This is a genomic window from Streptomyces sp. GL_148 (assembly GCF_057834205.1).
Genome location: NZ_CM174396.1, coordinates 8,601,509 through 8,624,632, shown reverse-complemented (window position 1 = coordinate 8,624,632; position 23,124 = coordinate 8,601,509). Strand labels below are relative to the sequence as shown.

Below are 23,124 nucleotides of genomic sequence, written 5' to 3'. Positions count from 1 at the left end.
GTCACCCGGCCGGATCACGGTGACCCGGGAGAACGGCCGGGGCTACGTCCACGTCACCCGGCCGGATCACGGTGACCCGGGAGAACGGGGACGGCCCGGTGGCCCCCGGGTCCCCTTCCCCCGTGGCCGGCTCGGCTCGGGCCGCCCGGTGCGGCGCGAGACGGCCCGCCATCCTCGCGTACTCGGCCTTGGCGGGTTCGACCGCAAGCCAGGGAATGGGCCGTCGGTGGGTGGAGAGTTCCGTGAGCAGGCTGCGCACGGTCTGGGACTTGCCCGAGCCGGTGGCGCCGCAGACGAACGTGTGCCGGTTGAGCGTGGCGCGGGAGACGTACAACGGCCCGGAGCCCGTCAGGGACTCGTCCAGGACGTCGCCGAGCAGGAACCCGTCGCCGGCCGCCTCCGGGGCGTCCGGGTCGGCATCGGAGCTGCCGTCGGAGCTGACGTCGGAGCTGACGTCGAACCGGTTCGCCGTCACGGTCTGGATGCCCGGCAGTTCGCGGGCGGGTGGCCGGGCGAGCGCCGCCACGAGCTCGGCCGGGGCCGTGAACGGGCCCCCTCCACCGGGCGTCCCCGCAGAACCGCCCGCCGTACCGCCCGCGGCGCCACCCTCCGTACCGCCCTCCGCCGACACCGCGGCGGCGAGTGTTACGGGTTGCCGGGCGGGGAGCAACACGTAGGGTAGATCATCGAGTTCGCCCGAGCCGCACAGCAGCGCCGCCGAGGCCAGAGCGCTCTCGGGGCGGTCGGCACCGACGAGCACCCGTACGTTCCAGAGCCCGGTGGCCAGCGCCCGCGTCAGTTCCCGGTAGCGGGCCTCGGCCCGTTCGGCCGCGATCCGGTCGGCCTCGGAGTTCTCGCGCTGCCGCAGCCGGGGCAGGGAGACTCCGAGCGCCGTACGTTCGCGTTCGAGCCGCTCGTACGGGACCGGCTCGGCCAGGACCAGCCAGGCGAAGGGGTCGGGCAGATGGGCGGCCGCGTCGTCGAAGGAACCACGGCGCTCGGTCGGCAGGGACCGGCCGTCCTCACCCAGGCGCAGTGGTTCGTGCATCCCGCCGCACGGCACCCAGTACGGCATGCGGCCCAGGAGCCGGGCGACGTGGTCCGGCGGTGTCTCGCGGGCCGTGGCTCCGGGCGGATAGCGCAGCGGGTGTTCCCAGCCCCCTTCCGACTCCTCGCCGGCGGGTGGGAAGAAGGGCAGGCCACCGGCCAGGAAGTGCAGCGGCGCGTGCCGATCGGGACGGATCCAGGCCACGGCGAGGCCGACCCGGTTCTCGCCGTCGGGTCCGCTCCGATGGGAGAGCACCGCGTGGGCCGCCGTCACGGCCGCGGTGAGCTGGGCGGGCGTACGGTCCTGCGCCTGCGGGTCCTCGGGGCGGCGGGGAATGGTGAGCAGCCGGTGGAACCGGTAGCCGGCAAGCGCGGCGAGCGGGGAGGCCGCTGCCCGGCCGCCGACGTTCGCGAACGCCCCGCCCTCGAATGCCCCACCCACGTCCGTGCTCCGAGCCACGTCGGGCTCGCTCACGTCAGGCTCGCCGGGTGGCGGATCCGCCACCCGCCGTCGCGTACTCCCGGCCCGATGCCCTGTTCCGGGCGCGGACCCGCCGTACCGGCCCTGGCTCGGTGTCGGTCACGGTGTCGCTCATTCGGCCTCCCGTCTGATGTGGGAGCATCCTGGCCCGGCCCGGACGATTTCCGTCACGGGTAGTGCGTCCCAGGCGACACGGTTGTCGTGAACTGGCCTCTGAATGACCGGTTCCGCCCGCCCGACCTCCCCGCCGGACCTCCCCGGCCGCTGGCCTGACCTTCGGCACGACCGAGGACCTCGTCCAACGCCACAAGGACCGCAAGGGACCTCGCCGACCGCTTCGTCCTCTTCCGGCCCCTGCGCGGGGGGCTCCCCCGCGGCGCGGGGAACAGACTTCGGTCTGCGTTGAGCTTGACTCTGTCGGGGATCTTGGCGTTCCCGGTGCGGCAGCGTGATCAACAGACATGCTCGGGCTGTTCCAAAGGCTGATGCCGTTGTCGAGGTGCCCGTTGTCCATCCGTCCCCGTTCCGGTGAGCGAGTTCCGTCTCTGACTGCGCAGGTCGCGCGGGCGAGCGATCCGAGCGGTACGACGGCGATGTGGGTGAGAGACCGGCTGGACGGGCTGTGGCGTGACGAGGACTTCGCCAATTGGTATCCGCGTGACGGGCGTCCGGGGCTGTCGCCCGCTCAGCGGGCCACGGTCTGTGTGCTGCAGTTCCTGCTCGGAATGTCGGACCGGCAGGCCGCCGAGGCGGTCCGGTGTCGCATCGACTTCACGTACGCGATGGCGATGGATTTGGACGGCCCGGGCTTCCACCACAGTGTGCTGGCCGACTTCCGGGACCGTCTCGCCGAGGGCGACCGTGCCGACCCCCTTCTCGACCTCGCGCCGGCCCGCCTCAAGGAGGCCGGACTGGTGCGTGAGCGGTCGGCGCGGCAGGCCATACGTTCGGCGAAGCGTGGACTGCCAACCTGGTGTTGGCAGCCAATTCGTAAAGGGGCGCCTCCGGCGATGGAGCTCGGCCCACGCCTTGCACGACGTCGCGCACGAAAGCGCGGACCGCCAACCGCGCGGAGGGGACCACTCTGAAGGGCGAGTACGTTGCCCGGCTCAGCGCAGGTGGCGAAGCTCGCACAGCTGGTAGTCCGGCGACAGCGCGCGATGATCACCGTGACCACCTGCCTCACGCCCGAGGACGATGCGGCAGGCAATCACTGTCGGGACGCGCAGAACAACCACGAACACCGCATCGACAAGATCGGCGTCCTCACAGCAACCACGTCCTGACCGTCACAACGTCCTGCCCCGTCCACACCGTGCCCCCCGTCCGGTCCCCGGGAGGGCGAAGGTCACAGGGCCGGCCCTTATGAACCTCTTGCTCCGTATGTCACTCTGGCGGGCAAACCGGCTCGCGCCCCTGCCCGACGACCCCGCCGACCCCGCCGACCAGTACGGAAACGCCCATGCCCCTGCAGTTCCCGTCCCGAGCCGCATCCGCCGCGGCGGCCGGCGCCATGGTCGTCCTGATGGCGGCTTGCAGCACCACTCAGGCTGCCGCCGGCGCGGCGGCTCCCGCACCGCCGACGACGGCGGGGGCACCCGCTTCGGCCCCGGCCGCCACCGCCTCGCAGCCGTCCGAGCCACCGGTTACCTCCGTGCAGACCGAGGCCTCCGTCCTGTCCATACCCTCGGTGGGCATCACCGGGCTGCGCGTGATGCCGTACGAAGGCACCACCGACGATGCGCCCGGAACCCGTATCCAGGACAAGGGTCTGGCGGCCAGCCCGTACGGGAAGCATGGCGGAGTCGGGCCCGGCCAGGCGGGCAATTTCCTGGTCACCGCGCACCGCCTGTCGGCGGGCGGCCCGCTGCGTGACCTGCCCGCCGTGGCGAAGGGCGACTCGGTGCTCGTGACCATGGGCGATGTGGTGTACACGTACGAGATCACCGCGAGCCGCAAGACGTCCTTCCGGTCAGAACTCTCGCTCAGCGAGCAGCGCGCCGCGGTCCCCGGAAAGCCGGGTGTGGCCCCGACCCAGGCCATGATCACGATCTCGACCTGCGCCACCCCGGAAGACCATGCCGAAGGCAACTTCTGGAGCGACGGCCAGGGCAACCCCGAGCACCGCATCGACAAGATAGGCGTTCTCCGCAAGACGACCGCAGCGCCGCCTGCCGGATAGCGCCGCACAGCCCTCGCAGGGACGCGGGCGGGCCCCTGCGCGTGTCCGGGAGGCGCTTTTCACCGGCCGCGCGGCCATACCGTACGCCGTCGGGAACTGCGCGGCCGCACGTCTGCTTTCCGAGGAGCGCATTCAAGGCGACTTCTACGGCCCCAACAGGAAGATCAAAAACTGCAGTCCGTAGGCGGATCGCAGAACTCGGACCAGAACCCGAGAACTGACAGCACCGGGGCCTTCCTCCCCGCATGGCCGTCAGCGAAGCGTGATGGGCTCCCTGATCTTGATCTTCGCGCGGCGCCTGTTCATGATCGCCCCATGAGTCAGCACTCGGTTACCTTGGACGAGATCGTTTTGGAAGACTGGCCGGCCGTTCACTCGTGGGCGCGCCTCCCGGAGGTGTGCCGCTATCAGGCCTGGGGGCCGAACACAGAGGCCGAGACGCAGGACTTCGTAAACTCCGCGGTCAGGGCCTGGTCGGGCACCCCCCAGCGCCGGTTCCCCTACGTCGCCCGCGTCGGGCGGGATGTAGTCGGCATCGGTGAGCTGCATGTCCGCAGCCATAAGCACCGCCAGGGCGAGATCTCATACATCGTGCATCCCCGGGTATGGGGGCAGGGCATCGGCACGGAAATAGGCCGGCAACTGCTCGCGCACGGGTTCGGCGAGCTGGGACTCCATCGGATCCACGCCACCTGTGACCCGAGGAATCTCGGCTCCTCCCGAGTGCTGTCCAAGATCGGCATGACGCCTGAGGGATGCCTGCGCGACACCGCACTGCTCCACGACGGCTGGCGAGACTCCATGATCTTCAGCAGCCTCGAAGGGGAATGGCGCTCCACTGCATAGCCCGCCTGCGGAGTGCTGCCGTTTCTCGTTTCTCGTGAACATCGACCTCGGCGACCAGGAGCTGTCCATCACGGACCCCTCGCCCACTGTGCGCTATACGAGCGCCGCAGAGCAGCCGGCGACCGCCACGTCGCAGCACAGCGAAACCTCTTCAACCGCTTCATGGCATGCTCTTCCACTGCATCCAGAACGGCCACACCTACGACGAAGCAGTCGCTTTCCCACAGGCCTCAGCCGGACTCAGAGCAACGGCGGCTTGACGCCTATCCGCATGGGATGTCTTGTCCGCGGCCGAGCTGGCCGGGCCGGGTGCGTGGATGTCCGCCGCCGAGGCGGGCGACACGCGTTCCATGACCGGGATGAGCTGCGGAGCGTCGCCCCACTGGCCCGGAGTGATCAGCAGGGCCAGGGGGCGGCGCCCACCCTCACCGGCGAGGTGGATCTTGCAGGTCAAGCCGCCCCGGGAGCGTCCGAGTCCCTCGTCGGGGGGCGGTGCTGTCGGGGCGTGCGTATTTTCCCGGCACCGGTGGCGGTTTCCTACGAGCCCCGGCGGCGTGCTGATAATCCTGGCAGGAGGTCGAATCGACGCTCACCATCGACCAGTCGATCCGGCCTTCCGCGTCGGCGTCGGCCAGGACGGCCGCGAAGATCCTGTCCCAGGTGCCGTCCGTGCCGTCCGCCGACCAGCGTCTGTGCCGTTCGTACGCCGTCTTCCTTGGACCGAAACGCGCAGGTAGATCCTGCCATGGCACCCCAGTGCGCAGTCGGTACAGGATTCCGTTGATGACCTGCGGTGGCTGACCCACCGGCCGCCGCGCTGCCCGGACTTCGGCCGATGCGGCTTCAGCCGGGCCCACTCCTCATGCGTTGAATCTCCCCGCCCCATGCTCATGCCAACGACCCGAAGCCATGACGGCCACATCGATGCGTCGCGGCCGTGATCGCACGCTTCCCGTTCTATGCGGACGGCGACGACGAGGGCTGCAAGGAGAAGGCGGACGAGCTGCGCGGTCTTGTCTCCAGCATCGACGAGACCGCTCTCGTGCGCGACGGGTTCTGGGAGACCTTCTGCGACGACGTAGCGATCTGGGACTCCGCAGACTGGGATGCCTGATCCAGGAACGACTCCGGCAACGCCAAAGCGGTAGCAGCGGTGAGCTTGCCGACTAACCCTCGGTGGCCGGCGAAGGAGGTTCGGTGTCGGAGGTGAGGGTGACTTGGGCAGTCCATGACCAGAGCTCCAGGGGTGGATCCCAGAGAACCCCGACGTCGGCGTCATGGAAGTCGCGGGCAAGTCCCGTCACCATGGCTGCCGCAGCGGCCCGCGCGTCTTCTGGGTTCGTGTTGATCGGAACGTCCAGGCGCCCGCAGAGCGTTCCCCCTTCCAAGGTGAGGATGCTCGTGCGCCAGCCCTCTGGCGTTGCCAACAGGACGATCCCCTTCGGAAGACCCCAGGCGGCCCGCTTCTTGTTCTCCTTCTTGCGTCTCCTCATGTCGCTATCCAACATCGTCGGCACCGTGACGATGAACTGGGGTGGAGGATCCGCTGCGGCGGCGCGGTTTGGTGCCTGTCTTGTGGTGGGCGGCTCCGCTTGGGCTCGATCGGTTCCGCCATGCAGCGAAGCTCTACTTGCCTGGGCCGCCATCCCCCTCATTGCCCGCAGGATCATCTAGAAGATGATCTTCACGGACCCAAGGGCAGACAAGTAGAGATTGGATCTCGAGAACAACACCTCGATCTGGCCCACCGACAAGCTGTCCACACTCCGCCTCGGGAGTGCGCTGGTGGCGGAAGCCCCAGCCACGCAGACTGACCACCGGGCGTTCGTGCACATCACGCCCAGGCAGACCCAACGTGACTCCGCAGCACATAATCAGGGCTGGGTGCCCAGCGAAGCGGACCGCGCCTTCCGGCTTGAGCACTGGGAGTACGACAACGAGCGTATCGATGGCTTCGACTACGACATCGGCGCAGTCCTCGTCGCTTCCGCTGAGGCAGCCGGCGAGTCGGAACTGCTGACCGTGCTGCCGACTGGCAGCTCAACCCCCGCCAGTTCGTCTACCCCTGGGACAGCGAGGACCCCAAGTAGCCCCAGAATCATCGCGAGGTTTGGCGCGGGGCGGATGGACCTCAGAGGCATGAGCGAGCGCGAGTGCTGGGCCAACTAAGGGAAAACCGCTTGGGGGCGCTGGGCGGGCCTGGCAGGCTTGCGCGGTGATCGTTGAATTGGCTCCTGGCTTCCTGACCTGGGACGACGTGGACCCCGCCCGTCAAACCTTCGACTGCGCGTCCGTAGCGCGGACGGTGCGCGCGCTCGGCCCGGCCCGGTGTGTGCCCATCCGCCCGGACGTCCCTTTCGGAGACCCCGCGATGAGCACCTGGAGTCGTGGCGAGGCCAAGTCCTGGGCCGACGCCATGTCGTACGCCCTCGTACAGCACTACGGCAGCTGGACCGTCGGATGGCGCTGGGCGCACGACGAAGGGGACTTCGACGGCGGACCGATAGGAAACTGGTGCTGCCCGCAGCACTCGATCACGACGCCGGAAGAGACACTGGCCCGTGTCGAGGCGGCTCTGCGGGAGTGGCGCGAGTGGCTGGAGTACCTCGCCGGCTGGTTCGAGGCGTACCCCCTGGACCTGACCGACATCGACGATCAGCGGATCTTGTGGGAGCGCACGGCGAGGAATCTGATTCTGCAGGTCGTCGACCGTACCGGGTGCGGCAGCGGCTGGCATGGCCACTGCCGCCAAGTACTCATCTGGTTTCTCAACCGCTGGGGAGTCGCGCCCGACGTGGCCCAGAGCCTGGTCGACGAAGCGGTTGGTGGACGGTTCCACAGCTGGACCGGTCCTGACACGGTGGTGGTCGACAGCTGGACCGGTCCTGACACGGTGGTGGTCGACGACATAGCGGAGCAGCTCGCGCTCTCTCTGCAGCCGGCCGACGACCGTACGCGCTCAGTCGCGCCGGCTGAAGACCACTTGCAGCGCTGGCTCGCGGTACGCGAATCGGTGCCGTGGCACGAGATCCCGGACGGCGGTACGGACGGACCGGTGGTGCCCCTTCGCGACGGCGCGGCGCAGGACATCCGGGCCTTCGACGGCGCCATCGACTCTGCCCGAGCCCAAGGGCTGCTCAGCGCCCTGGAACTGGTCCGAGCCGACGCGGCACGCGGAGCGCGGCTCGACTTCACACTGCTCAGCAGCTGGCAGCAGCACGTCCTGGGCGCCCCGCAGCCGCCACGGTTCCGCACCTCGCCCGCCTTCGCCAAAGGAAGCCGGGAACGCTACGGCATCGGACAGGACACACCTGCCCGCTTCGACGCGTGCCTGGCCGAGAGTGCATCCGACGTGGGCCGACCTCTCGGGCTGACCGCCGGCGCCGCCCGTGCCTATCTCGACGTCTGCTTCTTCCATCCCTTCGACGACGGCAACGCCCGCTCCGCCTTCCTCGCCCTCGTCTTCGTCCTCGCTCGCGCGGGCATCGCACTCGACGGAGTCAGCCTCCTGCGCCGCATCACCTTCGAGGCCGACGCCCCGCAGGATCCGCTGATCCTTGTCCGCTACATCAACGTCCATCTAGCGGAGACCCGGCGCCGCAGCGCCGACTCGACCGGCTCGGCATCGAGGTGAGCGCCTCAGCTGGCGACCGTCGCCAAGTCAAGCCGCCATCAGCGCCATCCACGACGACGGCACCGAACGCATCACGAAGGCCGGACTGGATGCGAACCGCCTCGACCACCACGCCGAGACCCAACAGCAGCCCCGAACCCGCACGCCGACCCACCGATCAGCCCGCTGACCAGTACAAACACATCCCGGAAAGCGAAAAGGCACCTTGGTCCTTTAGGCCGAGGCGCTTCCTGCAACACCACGAGCCAGCGGCCCTCGAAGCGGCCCAACGTGGCCGTCGCATTCCCCGCGGTGGCCAGGGCGGCCCCCGCAGGGGAACTCTCCGTGCAAGCGGAATGTAGGATCCCGCGGATGCACGAAATCGACATGCTCAATTCCATGCCCTCCGGCAGCGGCCTCGGCCGGTTCCAGGCGGCTCCGGACGCCCGTCCCGGCTCTCCGGCGGGTCTCCTGCCGCGCTGCGCCGCAACTGCCATCGACCTGGTCATCGCCGTCGCGGTCATTCTCGTTCCGCTGGTCGGCCTCGACCGGATTCTCACGGCCGCCGGTGTCGCCGACGGTCAAGCCGGTGTGATCTGGCGGACCACTGCCGCACTCTGGGTCACGGCCTTCGTCCTGCTCTACTCCCCGCTGAGCGTGTCGCGCTGGGGCGTGACTCCGGGCAAGCGGGCCCTGCGCCTCGAAGTAGTGCACTTCGAGACCGGCGAGCGCATCGGCTACGGCTCGGGCGTCGCCCGGCACCTCACGAACCTCGTGGTGACCAGCATCCCGGTGCTGTGTGTCGCCAACGTCTCGTCGATCAACCTCAGCAAGGACCGCCGTGGCATGCACGACAGGGCTTCGGGCAGCGCGGTGATCCACCGTCGGTGACGGCGCGGTCAGGGACGGCAGCAGGATTCAATTCTGCCGGCAGTCTGGCCGCACGGCCGCAGGGTGTGGCGTCGGCGTCAGGAGGTAGACGGGCTGCCGGCGCGAGCGTCGAGGTGGCCTGCCACCACCACCCGGCAGGCGGGTCTTAAGGGCGCTCTGGGTCGGGCTTGCCTGGGGTGGGGAATCCTGGTGAGCAGGTCTGTTCGGCCCCCGAGCGCCGGGTGGGGAGATTCAGGGCTGTGGCCCACATTTCGTGACGCTCACTGTTCAGGGCACGCGGCTTGGCGTGATCGGCCTGTGACCGAGTACTCCTGGCCATAATTCGCAGGCGTGGAACAGCGGGAAGGACCTACTGTGCCCGTCATGATCGACTGGAAGAGCGTCGAGGCCGCCGACTATGCCGTGCCTGCTGGCCATCCCATGGACGACCTCGTGCGCGAGCTGTCCCGTGCCCTGGCAGATCCCGATCCGCTGGTCCGGGACGGCGCGCCCTACACCGTCCTAGAGTCCTGGATCGCCCGCGGGGTGATCGAGAGGTCCCAGCGGCTGGAGTTGGGGGACGAGATGGCCGCCCGGTTCACCGACCCGAGCATCCAGGCCCGTACCTTCGCTCCCCTCGTGCTCGAGATGCTGGTGGCGGCGGGGGACTTCAAGGCCGGCTGGGTGGAGGCGTTCGAGGACTGGTACCCGGCGGAGGTGGATCTGCGCGGCCACGACGAGACTCTCGGCTGGCTTCACGCGGTGGCGCACGGCGCGGACCTGCTTGCCGGCTTCGGCCTGCACCGCGAGGTGGCGCCGGTGCGGATGCTGGACCTCGCCGCCGCGCGGCTGACGGCGCCCACCGACCACGTCTACGACCAGATGGAGGACGACCGCCTGGCCCGGGCGGTCGCCCGAGTCCTCACCCGCACCGACCTGAGCGAACGCGACGCCGTCCGGTGGCTGGATCCAGTCGCCGACCGTTTCGGGTCCGACCGGATCAGCACCCCGGTGCCCGCTGACCTCAGCAACTGCCTGCGTACCCTGCGCCTGCTCTACGTCCTCGCCGACCGGGGCGTGCGGCCCGCCAGCGAACTGCCCGCGGAACCGCTGCACCACCGCGACGCGGTCAAGTCCAGCATCGCCGCCGCCCTCGACCGGATCGTCAGACGCTGAGCGGTCGGCACCCCGTTCGGGCGAGCGGAGCGGCGCGCACGTGAGAACTCACGACGCCCTGCGGCTCGACCGCAACGTCCTCGGCCCCTTCGGTACCCGCCCCTGAGCCCGACTCTGCCGTCGCGGCCTGTCCCGGTGCGACAGCGTGGTCAGCGGGCATGCTCGGGGCTGTTCCGCAGCCCGAGTGCAGCAGTCGAGGTGCCCGTTGTCGCTCCCTCCTCGTTCCGGTGAGCAATCCGGTTGGTACGGCGGCGGTGTGGGTGAGAAGGCTTCCGTCTTCCGCACGTGATCGCTGGCACCACACCGACTGGATGACCGCACGCCGCCTCACCGTCACGGTCCTCGACGACCAGGGAGGCGACCTGTGAACCGCTGGTACCGGCACCGCCCCGCAAACGGCAACCCCGCGGCCGGGGAGCCGAAATCCGCCGCCTCCACGGCGCAGGCATGACCAGCTGGGAACTCGCTGACCTCCTCGGCGTCCACGAGAACGACATCCGGCTCGACGTACTGCCCAACCAGCCCCTACACGTCGTCCTCGAACTCGCCCGGCACCTGGACCTCCACCCCGCCGACCTCACCCCGTTCGCCGAAGAGGTCTACCGCCCTGCCGTGTCACCACCAGGTCCAGCCAGCCCCTGCCGCGTCCGCCGAAGCCGAGGCGGCAGCAGTCCTGCGTGCCCTCGCGTTTACGCGGGCGGCCCGCTCACCGCCGACTACCTCGCCGAATGCAGATGAACGCGATCCGCACCGCGACCTGGCGGAACCCCAACGGCACACGCGGCTCCGGCCCCTTCAGCGCGACGTCCTCAGCGACCTCGACGCCACCGTTCTCCACCAGGCCTGGCACGACGGCTCCGTGACCGCCGGCGCGGGCGGACCCTGGGCCCACGCCGTCACCGGGCTCATCGACGCCGGATACCTCACCTCACCATCGACGGCGAGGCCGTCCTGGCCGACGACGTCCAGTACGGAACCTGAAGATGCGTCAGTTCAATGCCCGGCGGTAGAAGGAGATCTTCTCGCGGACATACGCCTGCTGTCCGCGCAGGTGGGCGATGTTCTCCTCCACCTGCGCGTCGTGCTGCTCCAGCAAGGCCAGGCGCTCGGCGAAGGTCCCGTCGCCGTCGCGGACGAGGTCGGCGAAGCGCCGCATCTCGGCGATCGGCATCCCGGTGTCGCGCAGGCATCGCAGCACGGCCAGCCACTGAAGATCGTGCTGGGTGAAGCGGCGATGGCCGGTGTGCGAGCGGTGGACTGTGCCCAGCAGGCCGATGCGTTCGTAGTACCGCAGGGTGTCCAGGCTGAAGCCGGACCGTTCGACCGTCTCGGCAGGGGTCAGGTACTCGGTCGTGGGTGCGCTCATGCGGGGATCATGCCACCGGCGGCAACGGGCCGCGGAATGGTTTGACCTGGACCGCGCTCCAGGTGGCACCTTTCCTTCCACGGCTCCCGGCGTCCCACGCCAACGGCCCAGCCCCACGCCCCCTTCTTCAGAGGAACTCCCATGCGTTTCCGTACCCTTGGCCTGCGCACCGACGGCACTCCCGGCCCCATGGTGAGCACGCTCTGCCTTGGCACGCTGCCGTTTGGCACCCGCATCGACGAGCAGCGCGCGATCGACCTGCTGGACCGGTTCGTCGAACGTGGCGGTACCTTCATCGACACCGCCAACTGCTACTCCTTCTGGCTCGACGGCGCGAACGGCGACGAGAGCGAGCTGGTGATCGGACGCTGGCTCGCCGAACGCGGCAACCGCGACGAGGTCGTGCTGGCCAGCAAGGTCGGCGCCCGGCCGACCGGCCCCGGTGAGTGGCCGGGCACTGCGGAGGGACTGTCGGCGGCAGCCGTCCAGGCCGGAGTCGAAGGCAGCCTCAAGCGGCTCGGCACCGACCGGCTCGATGTGCTGTACGCGCACATGGAGGACCGCCGGCCGGCACTGGCCGAGACGGTCGCGGCGTTCGGCGGACTCGTCGCCGACGGCACCGTCGACGTCCTGGGCGTCAGCAACCAGGTCACCTGGCGCATCGACCGGGCCCGTGCGCTGGCCCGCGAGCAGGGAGTGGCCGGATACAGCTGCGTACAGCAGCAGTACACCTACCTCCGGCCCCGGCCCGGCGCGACCTTCGGCTCCTGCGAGCACGCGACGCCGGAACTGCTCGACTACGTCCGCAGCGAACCCGGCGTCACACTGCTCGCCTACACCTCCCTGCTGGCCGGCGCGTACACCGACCCGGCCAAGCCCCTGCCGAGCGGCTTCGATCACCCGGGTGCAGCAGCCCAGTTGGCAGCGCTGGGCGACGTGACGGCCGAGACCGGCGCGACCGCCAACCAAGTCGTCCTCGCCTGGCTGCTCGGTGGCGACCTCCCCATCCTGCCCGTCGTCGGCGCCTCGACCCTCCCCCAGCTCGACGAGGCCCTGGACGCCGTCAACCTGGATCTGACCCCGGCACAGCGCGCCCACCTCGACCAGGCGTAAGGCCCGGACTTGGCGTCGCCTTCCCGACACCAGCGAGCGGCGGCAGGTACGCAGTCGCCGCGGTTCGGCCCCGAAGGGCTTCTCCGGGGCCAGGACGGGGCTTCTTGAAAACGGCGGTGCCCGCGCTGCCGCAATGGCTACAGCTGGATGCGGTGCTTCATCTGCTGTTGGGCAGGGCGGCGCGGGACGCGTTCCTCAGCCGGCCAGGCCTTCCATGAGCAGGAAGACGCCGATGGCGATCATCATGGCACCGCCGATGCGGGTGACGGCCCGGGCGGCCGAGGGCCGGGTGCTCAAGACTGTACGGGCCAGGATGCCGACGGTGAGGTAGACGACGGCGCACGCGGTCAGGTGCACCGTGCTGAGCAGCCCGGTCTGCGCGGCGACCGGCCAGCCCACGGCAGGGTCGATGAACTGCGGGAACAGCGAGAAGTACAGCAGCAGTGCCTTCGGGTTCAGGCCGCTGATCCCGGCCCCCTTGAGCAGTACCTGCAACCGGGAGGCGTCCGCGCTCCCGCCTGTGTTAGCGGTAGTGGCGATTCAGGTTCACGCGTCTTACGAACGACCAGTGGAGGCTCTGGTGCCACGACCGTTAGGCCCCTTACCTATGCGCCTCCCACGTTCTCCATTTCGGCCAACCGGGCAAGGATGCGCTGCGAGAGGTCCGCAGCCGTCAGCCGGAACTGGCTCCAGCGATCCTTGGAGTCCGGCTTCATCGACGCAGAGGCCGGAAGCGCCCCTTGCTGTTGGGCTCGGTCACCATCTCGCCGAACGTGCCGCTCGGTATCAGCCAGGCCGTCATGATCGCCCCCAGTTCGACGTCCACGGCGACGAACAGCATGTCCAGGTTGGTCCGCGGCTGGAACGTCTGCGACCGCACGAAGGCCATCAGCCGGCCCTGCTGAACTTGCGTTCCAGTAGACATCCGCGCCTTCACCTGCACCGCCAGAGTCGCGGAACTCCCCCGCCGGTGAAAGACGAGGTCCACCCCCTCGTCGTCCACGAGTGAGGTGGAGACGTTCAACTCACCGCCCGTGGCAAGGATGCACGAGGCCGCGACCAAGTACTCCGCAGCCTTCCCCATGCGACCGGCAGCCGGGCTCTTGTCCAGGTAGTCCTCGTCATCACTCATGGCCGGAATCTACCGAGCGCCCTCCGACGGCGACCATCCTTCCGGAAACCCGCTCCCGTCTGGTCCACGTCGACCAGTACCAGCTGCGCGCCGGCACCATCGCCGCGGCGAACGCGGCCCTGGTCGGGGCCAGTCCAAGGTGCCGATCGGGCAGTTCCGGGGCCGGGGACTGTCGGCCTGCGTCGACGGTCATCTGATCGTTGGTCTGGTCGAGAGAGATCTACGTCTGGGCTCGCGCATCAGGGGGCACCCTGCCCGCCCGGTGCCCGGGTACAGGTGATGACTCGAGGCTCCCCGTCCCTCTGCTCGGGGAAGGTGAGCACCACCTTGTCCTTGGTACCGGTGACCTGCATCTTCGAGTAGCCCTCTTCCTGCCCGTCGTTGTCGATCAAGCCGCCCGACACGGTGTAGCTGCCATCGAGGGCCTTCTCGGCCTGCTCGGGCATCTCGTGCACGACATAGGGGGGCCGACGCTCCTCCACGGTGTAGGAGAGGCGACCGTCCTGGAACTGCCATGTGCCCTCATCCGACCATTCCTGACCGGGCTCCCCGCCGGCGAGCAGGTACCGTCCGTCGTCGAATGCGTCGACCCGGGCCCCCTTCCCCTCCTCGTTCTTGAACTCCCAGGTGCCCTGCAGGAACGCGATCAGTGTCTGGGAGCGAACGCTGGAGGAACCGTTGCCCGAGCAGGCTGCCACGGTCGCGGCCGCCATCCCCACCAGGACATAGCGCAGAGCGGCCCGGCGCCCCATCAGTCGCACGAATTCCTTGCTGTCCACCACGATCTCCCCCTCGCGCCGGCGCCGTCGCGACTCATGCACGACGTACGCACGTCACGACCATGACCGACCTGGCAGACACAAGCCATGGCGGCAGCCTTCTGTGACTTGATTCAGACGCAGGATGCGGGCGGGGACGACCCGGACGGGTGTGGTGACACGGGAAGCGCTGCAGCACGTCGTGAGCGAGAAAGCCGGTCGCGCCCCCTGGGGTGTGCCGCTAACCTCCGCCCGAGCGCAACGAGGTACGGCGCGCGACCGCGAAGAGGGAGCCGTTCATGGAGATCCAGGGCGTACGGATCGACCGTCTGGGCCTGCTGCTCGACCAGTTCGACAAGGCCAGGGAAATGGCCGGGGTGCGCCTGGCCGGGCTCGGCGACGAGGAGTACCTGTGGGAGCCGGTGCCCGGCTGCTGATCGCTGCGCCGGCGCGCCGAGGCGACGACGCCGCGGGCCTTCGGGCCGGGCGAGTGGGTACTGGACCTGGGCGCCGCCGACATCCCGGCGAGCGAGTACGCGGAGGTCGCCCGGCAGGCGGCCGGCGGCATGTCGGTGGAGAAGATCGCCGAGGACTGGAGCGTGAGCGTCGAGCGGGTCGATCAGGTCTTGGCCCACACCGGCGAACCAGAGCCGGACGAGACCCCGATCACGACCGACCAGCTCGACACGGTCGGCCTCTCGCAGTACCCGTACGACTCCGACCCCGGGGAACCGTTCATCGCCGTGCTGTGGGGGCCAACCTCGATTTCGTCGACCACATGGCCGAGATCGCGCTGCTCCGCGACCTGTATCGGGCCCGCTTCACCACTCCCCGGTAGGCCCCCTCCCGAGCCGCGCTCACGCTTCGCCTTTACCGCGCAGCGTCAGCGTCAGCGCGTAAGGCTCACTGCGCGCGCAGCAGGAGGGCAACCCAACTCCGGTAAGGTGCCCAGCGGTCGGCGATGCCGGCGAGGCACTCCGCATCGAAAGCGTTCAGGGTGTGGCCTGCGACGGTGACCTGTCGCACCGCGTTCGCGCCAGGGGGCGACGGAACCGGATCGGACCCTGTCGCCGCCCCGACCCACTCCTCGCCGGGCGGGCTGGTGTACACGAGGGCTCCTGCCTTCACGACGCCCTGTCGGCCGCCTTCCTGCCTCGCCTCCACGCCGACGGTCGAGTGGCTGTCGCCTGCCGGAAACCAGCGTCGTGATATCCGGCGGGGGGAACCCCTTCAGGAAGTCGAGACGGCCGCCAGGGAGAACGACCCCTTCGGGGTGACGGTGAAGGCGTGCTCGGTCAGTTCCCGTGTGCGGTGATCGCGTAGCCCTCGGGGCCGAGGAAGGTGAACATCCGGCCGAACGGACCGTCCTCCGGCTCCCTGACGATGGGGATCCCGGCCGCCTGGAGGCGGTCGTGGAGGGATTGGGCGTCGCTCGTCTCGAACCACAGTCCGACGCCGACGCCGGGGCGTTCCACGGCGTCGAGGTTCACGCCCGGCAGGGGTTCGCGGACGGCGAAGGCGACCGGCTTCGTGGCGAACACCACGGCGCCGGGAGGCGAGGCCGGTGCCCGGCGCAGGCCGAGGTGGGTCTCGTAGAAGGCGGCGGCCGCGGCGACGTCACGCACCTGCAGGGCGATGAAGTCCGGTCCGCTGACGGAAACGGCGGTGGTCATGAGAGCTCCTTGGCTGCATTCGATGTCAGGACTTTGACATAGGTGACGTTAGGCATCGCACCTCCCCTATGTCAAACTCCTGACATGACTGATCGGCCGATCCCCACCTCCGCCCCGACCGGCGACGTGACCGAGCGCTTGGGCTATCGGCTCAAGCGCGCCGCCTCCGCCCTGCGCGGCGCGATGGACAAGGCCCTGCGCGAGCACGGCCTGACCGTGCCGCAGTACGCCTGCCTCGAACTGCTCGACCAGCAACCCGGGCTCTCCAACGCCGAACTGGCCCGCGGCACCTTCGTCACCCGGCAGTCCATGAACGTCGTCCTGCGCGGCCTGCAGGACGCCGGCCTCATCACGCGCGCGGCCACCACCGACCACGGCCGGGCGCTGCCCGCCCACCTCACCGAGGAGGGCCACCAGCGCCTCGCGGCCGCCCGCTCCGCCGTCTACGCCATCGACCGGCGGATGACCGACGCCGTCCCGCCGGAACGCCTCGACACTCTCCTCGCCGACCTGGACCGGATGGCAGATGCCTTCGACGTGTAGACGGTCCGCAGCGCCATGAGCATCATCCGGCCGGCGTCATCCGAGGTCAGGCCGCCTCGGCGGGTCCGCGCCCTGCCGGGTGCAGGTCAGCGCGGCCACCCGGGCGGCGAAGGTCAGGGCCGGGCCGAGGTCCGCCGAGAGCCGGGCGGAGGCGGTGGCCCCGCGCAGTGCGCGGCGGGAGCGCGCCGCAGCCGTCGTACCCGCAGGCCCGGCGCCCAGGAGGCCGGTGTGCAGCAGCCCGCTGAGCAGCCCGGCCATGAACGCGTCGCCCGCCCCGACCGTGTCCGCGACGTCCACGGGGATCGCCGGCAGCCGGTAGCTGCCGTGGCGCCAGAACGCCGTGGCACCTTCCCCGCCGAGGGTGAGGACGACGAGCGAAGGGCCCGTCAGCGCCCACCGCTCGGCGATGAGGTGGGGATCCACGCCGGGATGGAGCCATGCCAGGTCTTCGGCGCTGGCCTTGACCACGTCGCTCAGGGCGACCATCCGCTCGACGCCGGGCCTCTCCCGCTCGGGCTCCGACAGGAGCGCCGGCCGCAGGTTGGGGTCGTACGAGACGGTGGCCGCGGCCCGGAGCCTCTTGGCCGCGGTGACGACCAGGGAGTTGCCCGGGGTCAGGGCGGTGGCGAGGGAGCCGGTGTGCACATGGACCGGCGTGGCCCCGAATGCCCCGTCCGCGTCCGCATCGTCCACCACCGCCGGGTCCGGGTTCCACGTGAGGTCGAACTCGTACGCGGCCGAGCCGTCCGCGGCGAGGCGGGCGACGGCGCGGGAGGTGGGGGCGCCGGTGACGGATCCCTTCGCCAGCTCCACCCCACTGCGTTCGAGGTGTTCGCGGATCTGCCGGCCGGGAGGATCGTCACCTATGCGGGTGGCGAGGCGTACCGCATGGCCGAGCCGGGACAGGCCCAGGGCCACGTTCGCCGGGCTGCCCCCGGGCCGGGAGCGGCGTGGCCCGGTCGGCGGGACGAGGACGTCGACGAGGGCCTCGCCGATGATCAGCAGCGGCTGCGAGCTGCCCGAGCCGCTCGTCACGGTACGACCAGGATCTTGCGACCGCGTCCCGCCTGGAACCGGTCGAGCGCACCGACGTAGTCGGCGAGCGGCAGACGGTCGCTGATGAAGACCTCAGGATCGAGCACACCCGCGGCGAAGAGGTCCGCGGCGCGTTCGTAGCTGTGCAGGACGGCCATCGAGCCGGTGATGGTGATCTCCTGGTTGTAGATGCGGTACGGCTCGATGATCGCGCGGGCCGCGTAGTCGGCCACGCCGAACTGGAGGTAGGTGCCGCCGCGTGCGACACGTCCGAGGCCGTCCTGGATCGCCCGCTCGCTGCCGGTCGCGTCGATGACCACGTCCCAGCCACGCGGCCGTTCGATCTCGGCGGCAGCGGTGGCGGTGTGGGTGCATCCCAACTCGTGTGCGGTGGCGAGCCGTTCGGCGTTGATGTCCACGATGTCCACCGTCGACGCCCCCGTGCGCTTGGCCAGTTCCATCATCATCAGGCCCATGGTGCCCGCGCCGTAGATGAGTACGTGACGGGCCAGGCGACTGCTCAGCACGTCGTATCCCCGCACGGCGCAGGACAGCGGCTCGATCAGGGCGGCGTCCTGGGTGCGGATGTGGTCGGGCAGCCTGACGCAGTTCGCGACGGGTGCGACGGCGAACTCGGCCGCGGCCCCGGCCGTGGTCACGCCGATGGCGGCGTAGCGTTCGCACAGGTTGTTGCGGCCCAGCCGGCAGTAGTGGCACTCGTTGCAGTAGAGGGAGGGGTCGACGGCCACCCGGTCGCCGGTGCGCAGCTCGGTGACCGCCGAGCCGGTGGCGACCACCTCGCCTGCGAACTCGTGGCCCGGGATCAGGGGCAGGCTGGGGGCGAACTCTCCCTGGAGGATGTGCAGATCGGTGCCGCACAGCCCGCAGGCCGCGACCTTGACGACGACATCGCGGGGGCCCGGGACGGGGTCGTCGACGGTCTCGACCGATACGGCCCCGGGTGCGTGGATCACGGCGGCTTTCACTTGACTGCTCCAAGGGACAGGCCCTGGACCAGCTTGTCCTGGGCGGCGAATCCGGCGATGAGCACCGGCAGGGAGACGCATACGGCCGCGGCGCACACCTTGGCCAGGAACAGTCCCTGGCTCGTGACGAAGCCGGTCAGGAAGACGGGGGCCGTTCCGGCTACCACTCCGGTGAGCACCCGGGCAAAGAGCAGCTCGTTCCAGCTGAAGATGAAGGAGATCAGGGCGGTGGCCGCGATGCCCGGGGCGGCCACCGGGGCGACGATGCGCATCAGCACGGTGGGCAGTCCCGCGCCGTCGATCGACGCGGCCTCCAGGATCTCGACGGGCACTTCGGCGAGGAAGGAGCGCATCATCCACACCGCGATCGGCAGGTTCATCGAGGTGTAGAGGATGACGAGCAGCCAGATGTTGTCGAGCATCCCGGTGTTCTGGGCGATGAGGTAGACGGGCAGCAGCCCGGCGACGGCCGGCAGCATCTTCGTGGAGAGGAAGAAGAACATGACGTCGGTCCACTTGCGCACGGGCTTGATGGACAGGGCGTACGCGGCCGGTACGGCGAGGGCGAGTACGAGCAGGGTGGAAGCGAGGCTGGCAGTGAGGGAGTTGATGAGGGGTGGCCAGGGGGTCACGCCTGCGCCCGTCCCGAAGAACTCGCGGTAGCCCTGGAGGGTGAGGCCGGCGCCCAGGCTGGGCGGGTTGGTGGCGGCATCCGGCTCGCTGTGCAGGGACGTGAGCACCATCCAGGCGAACGGCAGGAAGAAGAGGAGTCCGCAGGCCCAGGCGACCAGGCCCCAGAGGCCGCGGCGCGGCAGGGACTTCGCAACCACTGCCTTCGCAACCACTGGTTTCGCAGCATCTGCCTTCACAGCGTCTCCTCCTTGAACAGGGACGACACCGTGCGTAGCGCGAAGGTGGCGATGGCCATCGTGCAGACCACGATGATCACTCCCTCGGCGGACGCCTGGCCGTAGTCGTGTGCCTGGTAGAACGTCGCGTACACGGTGTAGGGCAGGTTTGCGGTGCCGAGCCCGCCGGAGGTGAGGGTGAAGACGGCGTCGAAGTTCTGGACCACGTAGATGCTGCCGAGCAGGGCGGACAGTTCGAGGTAGCGGCGCAGGTGGGGGAAGGTGAGGTGGCGGAAGACCTGCCAGGTGCCCGCTCCGTCGACGCGGGCCGCCTCGACGATGTCCGGCGGGCGGCTCTGGAGTCCCGCGAGCAGGATGAGCGTCATGAACGGGGTCCACTGCCAGATCAGCGACACCTCCACGGCGACGAGCGGCAGCGAGGACATCCAGTCGGGCTGGGGGGCGCCGTCGCTGCCGAGGAGGGCCCATAGCCAGGTCAGGGACCCGTTGATGAATCCGTACGAGGCGTTGTAGAGCGCGTGCTTCCACAGCAGGGCCGCGGCGACGGGGACGATGAGGAACGGGGTGATGAGCATGGTGCGTACGACGCCCCTCCCCCAGAACTTCCGGTCGAGGAGGAGTGCGAGCCCCAGCCCGAGGACGAGGCTCACGAGGACGACGACGGCCGTGAGGACGACGGTGGTCAGCAGGGCCGCGCGCAGGTCGGGGTCGGTGATCGCGGCCTTGTAGTTGGAGAGCCCGCCGAACCCCCGGTCGTCCGGGTCCAGCGCGTTCCAGCGCATGAAGGAGATCACCAGAGTGCCCACGAAGGGCAGTTGGGTGACGACGATCAGGAAGATCAGGGCGGGCAGCAGGGGTGCGCGGCGGGACCATGCGCCGGGCGGCCGGCGGCGCCGGGGGCCTGCCGCCCCCCGTCCTGCCGCCCGCCGTCGCGCGGTGGTGGCGGGACGGGTGAGGGGCGGTGCGGTCATGTCATCGCCCCCGGTACTTGGCGGCCACAGCCTCGGCCCGGGCCTGGCCGTTGCGCAGGGCTTCTTCCACGCTGGTCTTGCCCGCGATGGCGGCGCTGATCTCCTGGGACACCTGAGTGCCGAGGTCGGTGAACTCGGGGATGCCAACGAACTGGATGCCGGGCGCGGGGCGGGGCTGGACGCCGGGGTTCGCCGGGTCGGCGGCGGAGAGGGCTTCCTTGGTGGCCGGCGCGAAGGCGGCCGCGGCCTCGACGTACTTCGGGTTGGCGTAGGTCGAGGTGCGCTTGCCCGCGGGGAGCCGGGACCAGCCGAGCTGCTCGCCTACCAGGGTCTCGTAGCGCGAGCTGGAGGCCCATGAGATGAACTTCCAGGCGTCGTCCTGGTTCTTACTCGCCTTCTGCATGCCCCAGGCCCAGGTGTACAGCCATCCCGAACTGCTGGTCTTTTCCACGGGCGCGGGGGCGTAGCCGAGCTTGCCGGCCACCGGTGAGCCGGCGGCCTCCAGCGCGCCTGCGGCCGAGGTGGCGTCGTACCACATGGCCACCTTGCCCTGGGTCATGTCGTTGAGGCATTCGGTGAAGCCCGCCTGGGGCGCGCCGGCTTCTCCGTGCGCGCGCACCAGGTCCACGTAGAAGCCGACCGCGCGGGCGAATTCGGGGCTGTCGAGCTTGGCGTTCCAGTCCTTGTCGAACCAGGCGCCGCCCATGGTGTTCACGACGGTGGTGACGGGGGCCATCACCTCGCCCCAGCCGGGCTGGCCGCGCAGGCAGATGCCCTTCATGCCGGGCTGGGCCCCGTCCGCAGCGGCGGCCAGGTCGGCCACCTGCTGCCAGGTGGGGTGTTCGGGCATGGTGAGGTTCTTGGCGGCGAGGACGTCCTTGCGGTACATCAGGAAGGACGATTCCCCGTAGAACGGCTCCGCATAGATCTCGCCGGAGGCGGTGAGGGATTTTTCCAGGGCCGGCAGGATGTCGGCCTGGTCGAACTCCGCGTCCCCCTTGGCCCGTTCGGTGAGGGGAGCGAGCCAGCCGTTCTTGGCGAAGATCGGCGTCTCGTAGTTGCTGATCGTCGCGACGTCGTACTGCCCGGCCTGACTGGAGAAGTCCTGGCTGATCTTGTCGCGTACGTCGTTCTCGGGCAGGACCGTGAAGTTGACCTTGATCCCGGTGTCCTTGGTGAAATGGTCGGCCGTCAGCTTCTGGAGATCGGCCATCTGCGGATTGTTGACCATCAGGACGTTGATGGAGCGTGCGGCGGAACCTCCGCCGGCTCCGCCCGCTCCCGAGCAGCCGGCGAGGAGCGTGCCGCACAGCAGGACGGCGGCCGTACTGGTGGCGCTTCTTCTGTTCATCACGGAGGAACATCCCTTCAGTTCGCCATGGGCATGCCATATGGACCCATGTCGGGGCGTGCGCTGACGTGCGCTTCGATGGTCGGTGGACGGGTACGGGTACCGGCCGACCGGTCAGACCCGGATGACCTGCGGGCCCAGCAGGGAGTAGCGGTGGGCCTCCGCCGTGGACAATCCGGTGTCGGTGATGATCGTTTCGAAGTCCGAGATCTCGGCGAAGCGGCAGAAGCTGCTGGCCCCGAACTTGCCGTGGTGGCCCATGAAGACGCGTCGCCGCGACACCGCCAGGGCCTTGGCCTTCACATCGGCCACCACCGGATCGGGGGTGGTGAGGCCGAACTCCCGCGAGATGCCGTTCGAACCGATGTAGGCGAGGTCGATGACGAATCCGGAGAGCATGGCCGCCGCCCACGAGCCCACGGTGGCCATCGTCCGGGCCCGGACACGGCCGCCCAGCAGCAGCACCGTGGTGTTCGGCGAATCGGCTATCGCCGCCGCCGTCGACAGCGAGGCCGTCACCACCGTCAACAGTCTGTCGGTGGGCAGCAGGGACGCCAGTATCTGCGGCGTGTAGCCCTCGTCGACGAAGACCGTCTCGGCTCCGCCGAGCACTCTCACCCCCTCCGCCGCTATCCGGCGCTTGTTCTCCACGTGCAGGGTGACCCGGCGGGCCAGGTCCGTCTCAAAACCGGCGCTCTCGACCGGATAGGCGCCGCCATGCGTGCGCCGGACGAGACCACGCCGTTCCAGCTCACTCAGATCCCGCCGGATGGTCTCCGGTGCGACCCCGAAGTCGGCGGCCACGCCCGCGACTTCGATGCGGCCCTCACGGCGGGCCAAGGTCAGCAGTTTCTGGTGCCGTTCCTCCGAACGCATACCAACGCCCCGCCCTCCCTTGCCCGTTCGGGCATCCGGCGCCCGAATGGGCCTGCCCGATTTTTATACCCCTGCCACACCGGCGGAGCCCGGTCCGTTCCACACAAGAGCGCGCCCGTCTGGGCCCGTTTCGCACAAGTGACAACTCCGCTCTGATCAGGGGTTCTTGACGAAACATTCCGGGAGATCCGCCCGTCAAGAGGTGAACGGGGACCGAATCGCGCCACCGCGGGCCC

At 69.6% G+C, this 23,124-nt stretch carries 26 protein-coding genes and 3 pseudogenes; 14 read left to right on the top strand and 15 right to left on the bottom strand.

The window, feature by feature from the left end:
* Position 1: 1 nt before the first annotated feature.
* Positions 2–1,522, bottom strand: a complete 1,521-nt coding sequence (locus AC3IYI_RS38880; protein WP_489408142.1) for a helicase HerA domain-containing protein — start codon at positions 1,520–1,522, stop codon at positions 2–4.
* A gap of 512 nt (positions 1,523–2,034) precedes the next feature.
* On the opposite strand from AC3IYI_RS38880, the gene AC3IYI_RS38875 reads away from it, so the two are divergent.
* The 4 genes and pseudogenes from AC3IYI_RS38875 to AC3IYI_RS38860 all read left to right on the top strand — a co-directional run bounded on the left by AC3IYI_RS38875 (position 2,035) and on the right by AC3IYI_RS38860 (position 4,556).
* Entirely contained in the window at positions 2,035–2,616 is a 582-nt protein-coding gene (locus AC3IYI_RS38875) for a transposase (RefSeq protein ID WP_489408141.1), read from the top strand.
* A 66-nt stretch (positions 2,617–2,682) separates the two neighbouring features.
* Positions 2,683–2,814 (top strand): annotated as a pseudogene (locus AC3IYI_RS38870) (sortase); the annotation flags it as partial.
* A 176-nt stretch (positions 2,815–2,990) separates the two neighbouring features.
* Positions 2,991–3,710 (top strand): class E sortase, encoded by a 720-nt coding sequence (locus AC3IYI_RS38865; protein ID WP_489408140.1) that lies wholly within the window; start codon positions 2,991–2,993, stop codon positions 3,708–3,710.
* Between the two features lie 315 nt (positions 3,711–4,025).
* Positions 4,026–4,556, top strand: coding sequence for a GNAT family N-acetyltransferase (locus tag AC3IYI_RS38860; protein WP_489408139.1), 531 nt, complete (start codon positions 4,026–4,028; stop codon positions 4,554–4,556).
* A 302-nt stretch (positions 4,557–4,858) separates the two neighbouring features.
* Here the strand turns inward: AC3IYI_RS38860 and AC3IYI_RS38855 are convergent.
* Positions 4,859–5,442, bottom strand: a pseudogene (locus AC3IYI_RS38855) (IS5 family transposase); the annotation flags it as partial.
* 51 nt (positions 5,443–5,493) lie between these two features.
* Here AC3IYI_RS38855 and AC3IYI_RS38850 point away from each other — a divergent pair.
* Complete coding sequence (locus AC3IYI_RS38850) at positions 5,494–5,670, top strand: hypothetical protein (protein WP_489408138.1); 177 nt, start codon at positions 5,494–5,496, stop codon at positions 5,668–5,670.
* A gap of 52 nt (positions 5,671–5,722) precedes the next feature.
* Here the strand turns inward: AC3IYI_RS38850 and AC3IYI_RS38845 are convergent, their stop codons facing one another.
* Positions 5,723–6,226: a hypothetical protein gene (locus AC3IYI_RS38845; RefSeq protein ID WP_489408137.1), complete on the bottom strand. Its 504-nt coding sequence runs from the start codon at positions 6,224–6,226 to the stop codon at positions 5,723–5,725.
* A gap of 43 nt (positions 6,227–6,269) precedes the next feature.
* On the opposite strand from AC3IYI_RS38845, the gene AC3IYI_RS38840 reads away from it, so the two are divergent.
* From AC3IYI_RS38840 to AC3IYI_RS38815, 6 genes are all read left to right on the top strand, one after another.
* Positions 6,270–6,725, top strand: a complete 456-nt coding sequence (locus AC3IYI_RS38840) for a hypothetical protein (protein WP_489408136.1) — start codon at positions 6,270–6,272, stop codon at positions 6,723–6,725.
* Between the two features lie 202 nt (positions 6,726–6,927).
* The gene (locus AC3IYI_RS38835) at positions 6,928–8,190 is read left to right on the top strand and encodes a Fic family protein (RefSeq protein WP_489408135.1); all 1,263 of its coding nucleotides are present in this window, start codon (positions 6,928–6,930) and stop codon (positions 8,188–8,190) included.
* A 351-nt stretch (positions 8,191–8,541) separates the two neighbouring features.
* A complete protein-coding gene (locus AC3IYI_RS38830; protein ID WP_489408134.1) occupies positions 8,542–9,060 on the top strand; it encodes an RDD family protein in 519 nt (172 codons plus the stop codon).
* 363 nt (positions 9,061–9,423) lie between these two features.
* On the top strand, positions 9,424–10,215 hold the full coding sequence (locus AC3IYI_RS38825) for a DUF2785 domain-containing protein (RefSeq protein WP_489408133.1): 792 nt from the start codon (positions 9,424–9,426) through the stop codon (positions 10,213–10,215).
* Positions 10,216–10,442: 227 nt separating this feature from the next.
* Positions 10,443–10,583 (top strand): hypothetical protein, encoded by a 141-nt coding sequence (locus AC3IYI_RS38820; RefSeq protein ID WP_489408132.1) that lies wholly within the window; start codon positions 10,443–10,445, stop codon positions 10,581–10,583.
* A 79-nt stretch (positions 10,584–10,662) separates the two neighbouring features.
* Positions 10,663–10,953 (top strand): hypothetical protein, encoded by a 291-nt coding sequence (locus AC3IYI_RS38815; RefSeq protein WP_489408131.1) that lies wholly within the window; start codon positions 10,663–10,665, stop codon positions 10,951–10,953.
* A 250-nt stretch (positions 10,954–11,203) separates the two neighbouring features.
* On the opposite strand, the gene AC3IYI_RS38810 is transcribed toward AC3IYI_RS38815, so the two are convergent.
* Positions 11,204–11,581: a MerR family transcriptional regulator gene (locus AC3IYI_RS38810; RefSeq protein WP_489408130.1), complete on the bottom strand. Its 378-nt coding sequence runs from the start codon at positions 11,579–11,581 to the stop codon at positions 11,204–11,206.
* A gap of 141 nt (positions 11,582–11,722) precedes the next feature.
* On the opposite strand from AC3IYI_RS38810, the gene AC3IYI_RS38805 reads away from it, so the two are divergent.
* Positions 11,723–12,694, top strand: coding sequence for an aldo/keto reductase (locus AC3IYI_RS38805; protein ID WP_489408129.1), 972 nt, complete (start codon positions 11,723–11,725; stop codon positions 12,692–12,694).
* A gap of 195 nt (positions 12,695–12,889) precedes the next feature.
* Here AC3IYI_RS38805 and AC3IYI_RS38800 read toward each other — a convergent pair whose 3' ends face one another.
* The 3 genes from AC3IYI_RS38800 to AC3IYI_RS38790 all read right to left on the bottom strand — a co-directional run bounded on the left by AC3IYI_RS38800 (position 12,890) and on the right by AC3IYI_RS38790 (position 14,608).
* A complete protein-coding gene (locus AC3IYI_RS38800; protein ID WP_489408128.1) occupies positions 12,890–13,189 on the bottom strand; it encodes a LysE family transporter in 300 nt (99 codons plus the stop codon).
* 217 nt (positions 13,190–13,406) lie between these two features.
* Positions 13,407–13,826: a hypothetical protein gene (locus AC3IYI_RS38795; protein WP_489408127.1), complete on the bottom strand. Its 420-nt coding sequence runs from the start codon at positions 13,824–13,826 to the stop codon at positions 13,407–13,409.
* Between the two features lie 239 nt (positions 13,827–14,065).
* Positions 14,066–14,608, bottom strand: a complete 543-nt coding sequence (locus AC3IYI_RS38790) for a hypothetical protein (protein WP_489408126.1) — start codon at positions 14,606–14,608, stop codon at positions 14,066–14,068.
* Between the two features lie 275 nt (positions 14,609–14,883).
* Here AC3IYI_RS38790 and AC3IYI_RS38785 point away from each other — a divergent pair.
* Positions 14,884–15,422: pseudogene (locus AC3IYI_RS38785) on the top strand (DinB family protein).
* A gap of 65 nt (positions 15,423–15,487) precedes the next feature.
* Here AC3IYI_RS38785 and AC3IYI_RS38780 read toward each other — a convergent pair.
* Together AC3IYI_RS38780 and AC3IYI_RS38775 are read right to left on the bottom strand one after the other, a co-directional pair.
* Complete coding sequence (locus tag AC3IYI_RS38780) at positions 15,488–15,694, bottom strand: hypothetical protein (protein WP_489408125.1); 207 nt, start codon at positions 15,692–15,694, stop codon at positions 15,488–15,490.
* Positions 15,695–15,879: 185 nt separating this feature from the next.
* A complete protein-coding gene (locus AC3IYI_RS38775; protein ID WP_489408124.1) occupies positions 15,880–16,257 on the bottom strand; it encodes a VOC family protein in 378 nt (125 codons plus the stop codon).
* A gap of 84 nt (positions 16,258–16,341) precedes the next feature.
* Between AC3IYI_RS38775 and AC3IYI_RS38770 the strand changes: the two genes are divergently transcribed.
* Positions 16,342–16,800, top strand: a complete 459-nt coding sequence (locus AC3IYI_RS38770; RefSeq protein WP_489408123.1) for a MarR family winged helix-turn-helix transcriptional regulator — start codon at positions 16,342–16,344, stop codon at positions 16,798–16,800.
* A 36-nt stretch (positions 16,801–16,836) separates the two neighbouring features.
* On the opposite strand, the gene AC3IYI_RS38765 is transcribed toward AC3IYI_RS38770, so the two are convergent.
* The 6 genes from AC3IYI_RS38765 to AC3IYI_RS38740 all read right to left on the bottom strand — a co-directional run bounded on the left by AC3IYI_RS38765 (position 16,837) and on the right by AC3IYI_RS38740 (position 22,888).
* On the bottom strand, positions 16,837–17,835 hold the full coding sequence (locus tag AC3IYI_RS38765; RefSeq protein WP_489408122.1) for a carbohydrate kinase family protein: 999 nt from the start codon (positions 17,833–17,835) through the stop codon (positions 16,837–16,839).
* Complete coding sequence (locus AC3IYI_RS38760; RefSeq protein WP_489408121.1) at positions 17,832–18,821, bottom strand: zinc-dependent alcohol dehydrogenase family protein; 990 nt, start codon at positions 18,819–18,821, stop codon at positions 17,832–17,834. Before AC3IYI_RS38760 ends, AC3IYI_RS38765 begins: the two co-directional genes overlap by 4 nt.
* A complete protein-coding gene (locus AC3IYI_RS38755) occupies positions 18,818–19,651 on the bottom strand; it encodes a carbohydrate ABC transporter permease (RefSeq protein ID WP_489408120.1) in 834 nt (277 codons plus the stop codon). The genes AC3IYI_RS38760 and AC3IYI_RS38755 overlap by 4 nt, the downstream gene beginning before the upstream one ends.
* Positions 19,652–19,686: 35 nt before the next feature.
* A complete protein-coding gene (locus AC3IYI_RS38750) occupies positions 19,687–20,661 on the bottom strand; it encodes a carbohydrate ABC transporter permease (protein ID WP_489408119.1) in 975 nt (324 codons plus the stop codon).
* Between the two features lies 1 nt (position 20,662).
* Complete coding sequence (locus tag AC3IYI_RS38745; RefSeq protein WP_489408118.1) at positions 20,663–22,012, bottom strand: ABC transporter substrate-binding protein; 1,350 nt, start codon at positions 22,010–22,012, stop codon at positions 20,663–20,665.
* Positions 22,013–22,126: 114 nt separating this feature from the next.
* Positions 22,127–22,888 carry a DeoR/GlpR family DNA-binding transcription regulator gene (locus AC3IYI_RS38740; RefSeq protein WP_489408117.1) on the bottom strand — a complete coding sequence of 254 codons (762 nt, stop codon included), beginning with the start codon at positions 22,886–22,888 and terminating at the stop codon, positions 22,127–22,129.
* Positions 22,889–23,124: the final 236 nt, after the last annotated feature.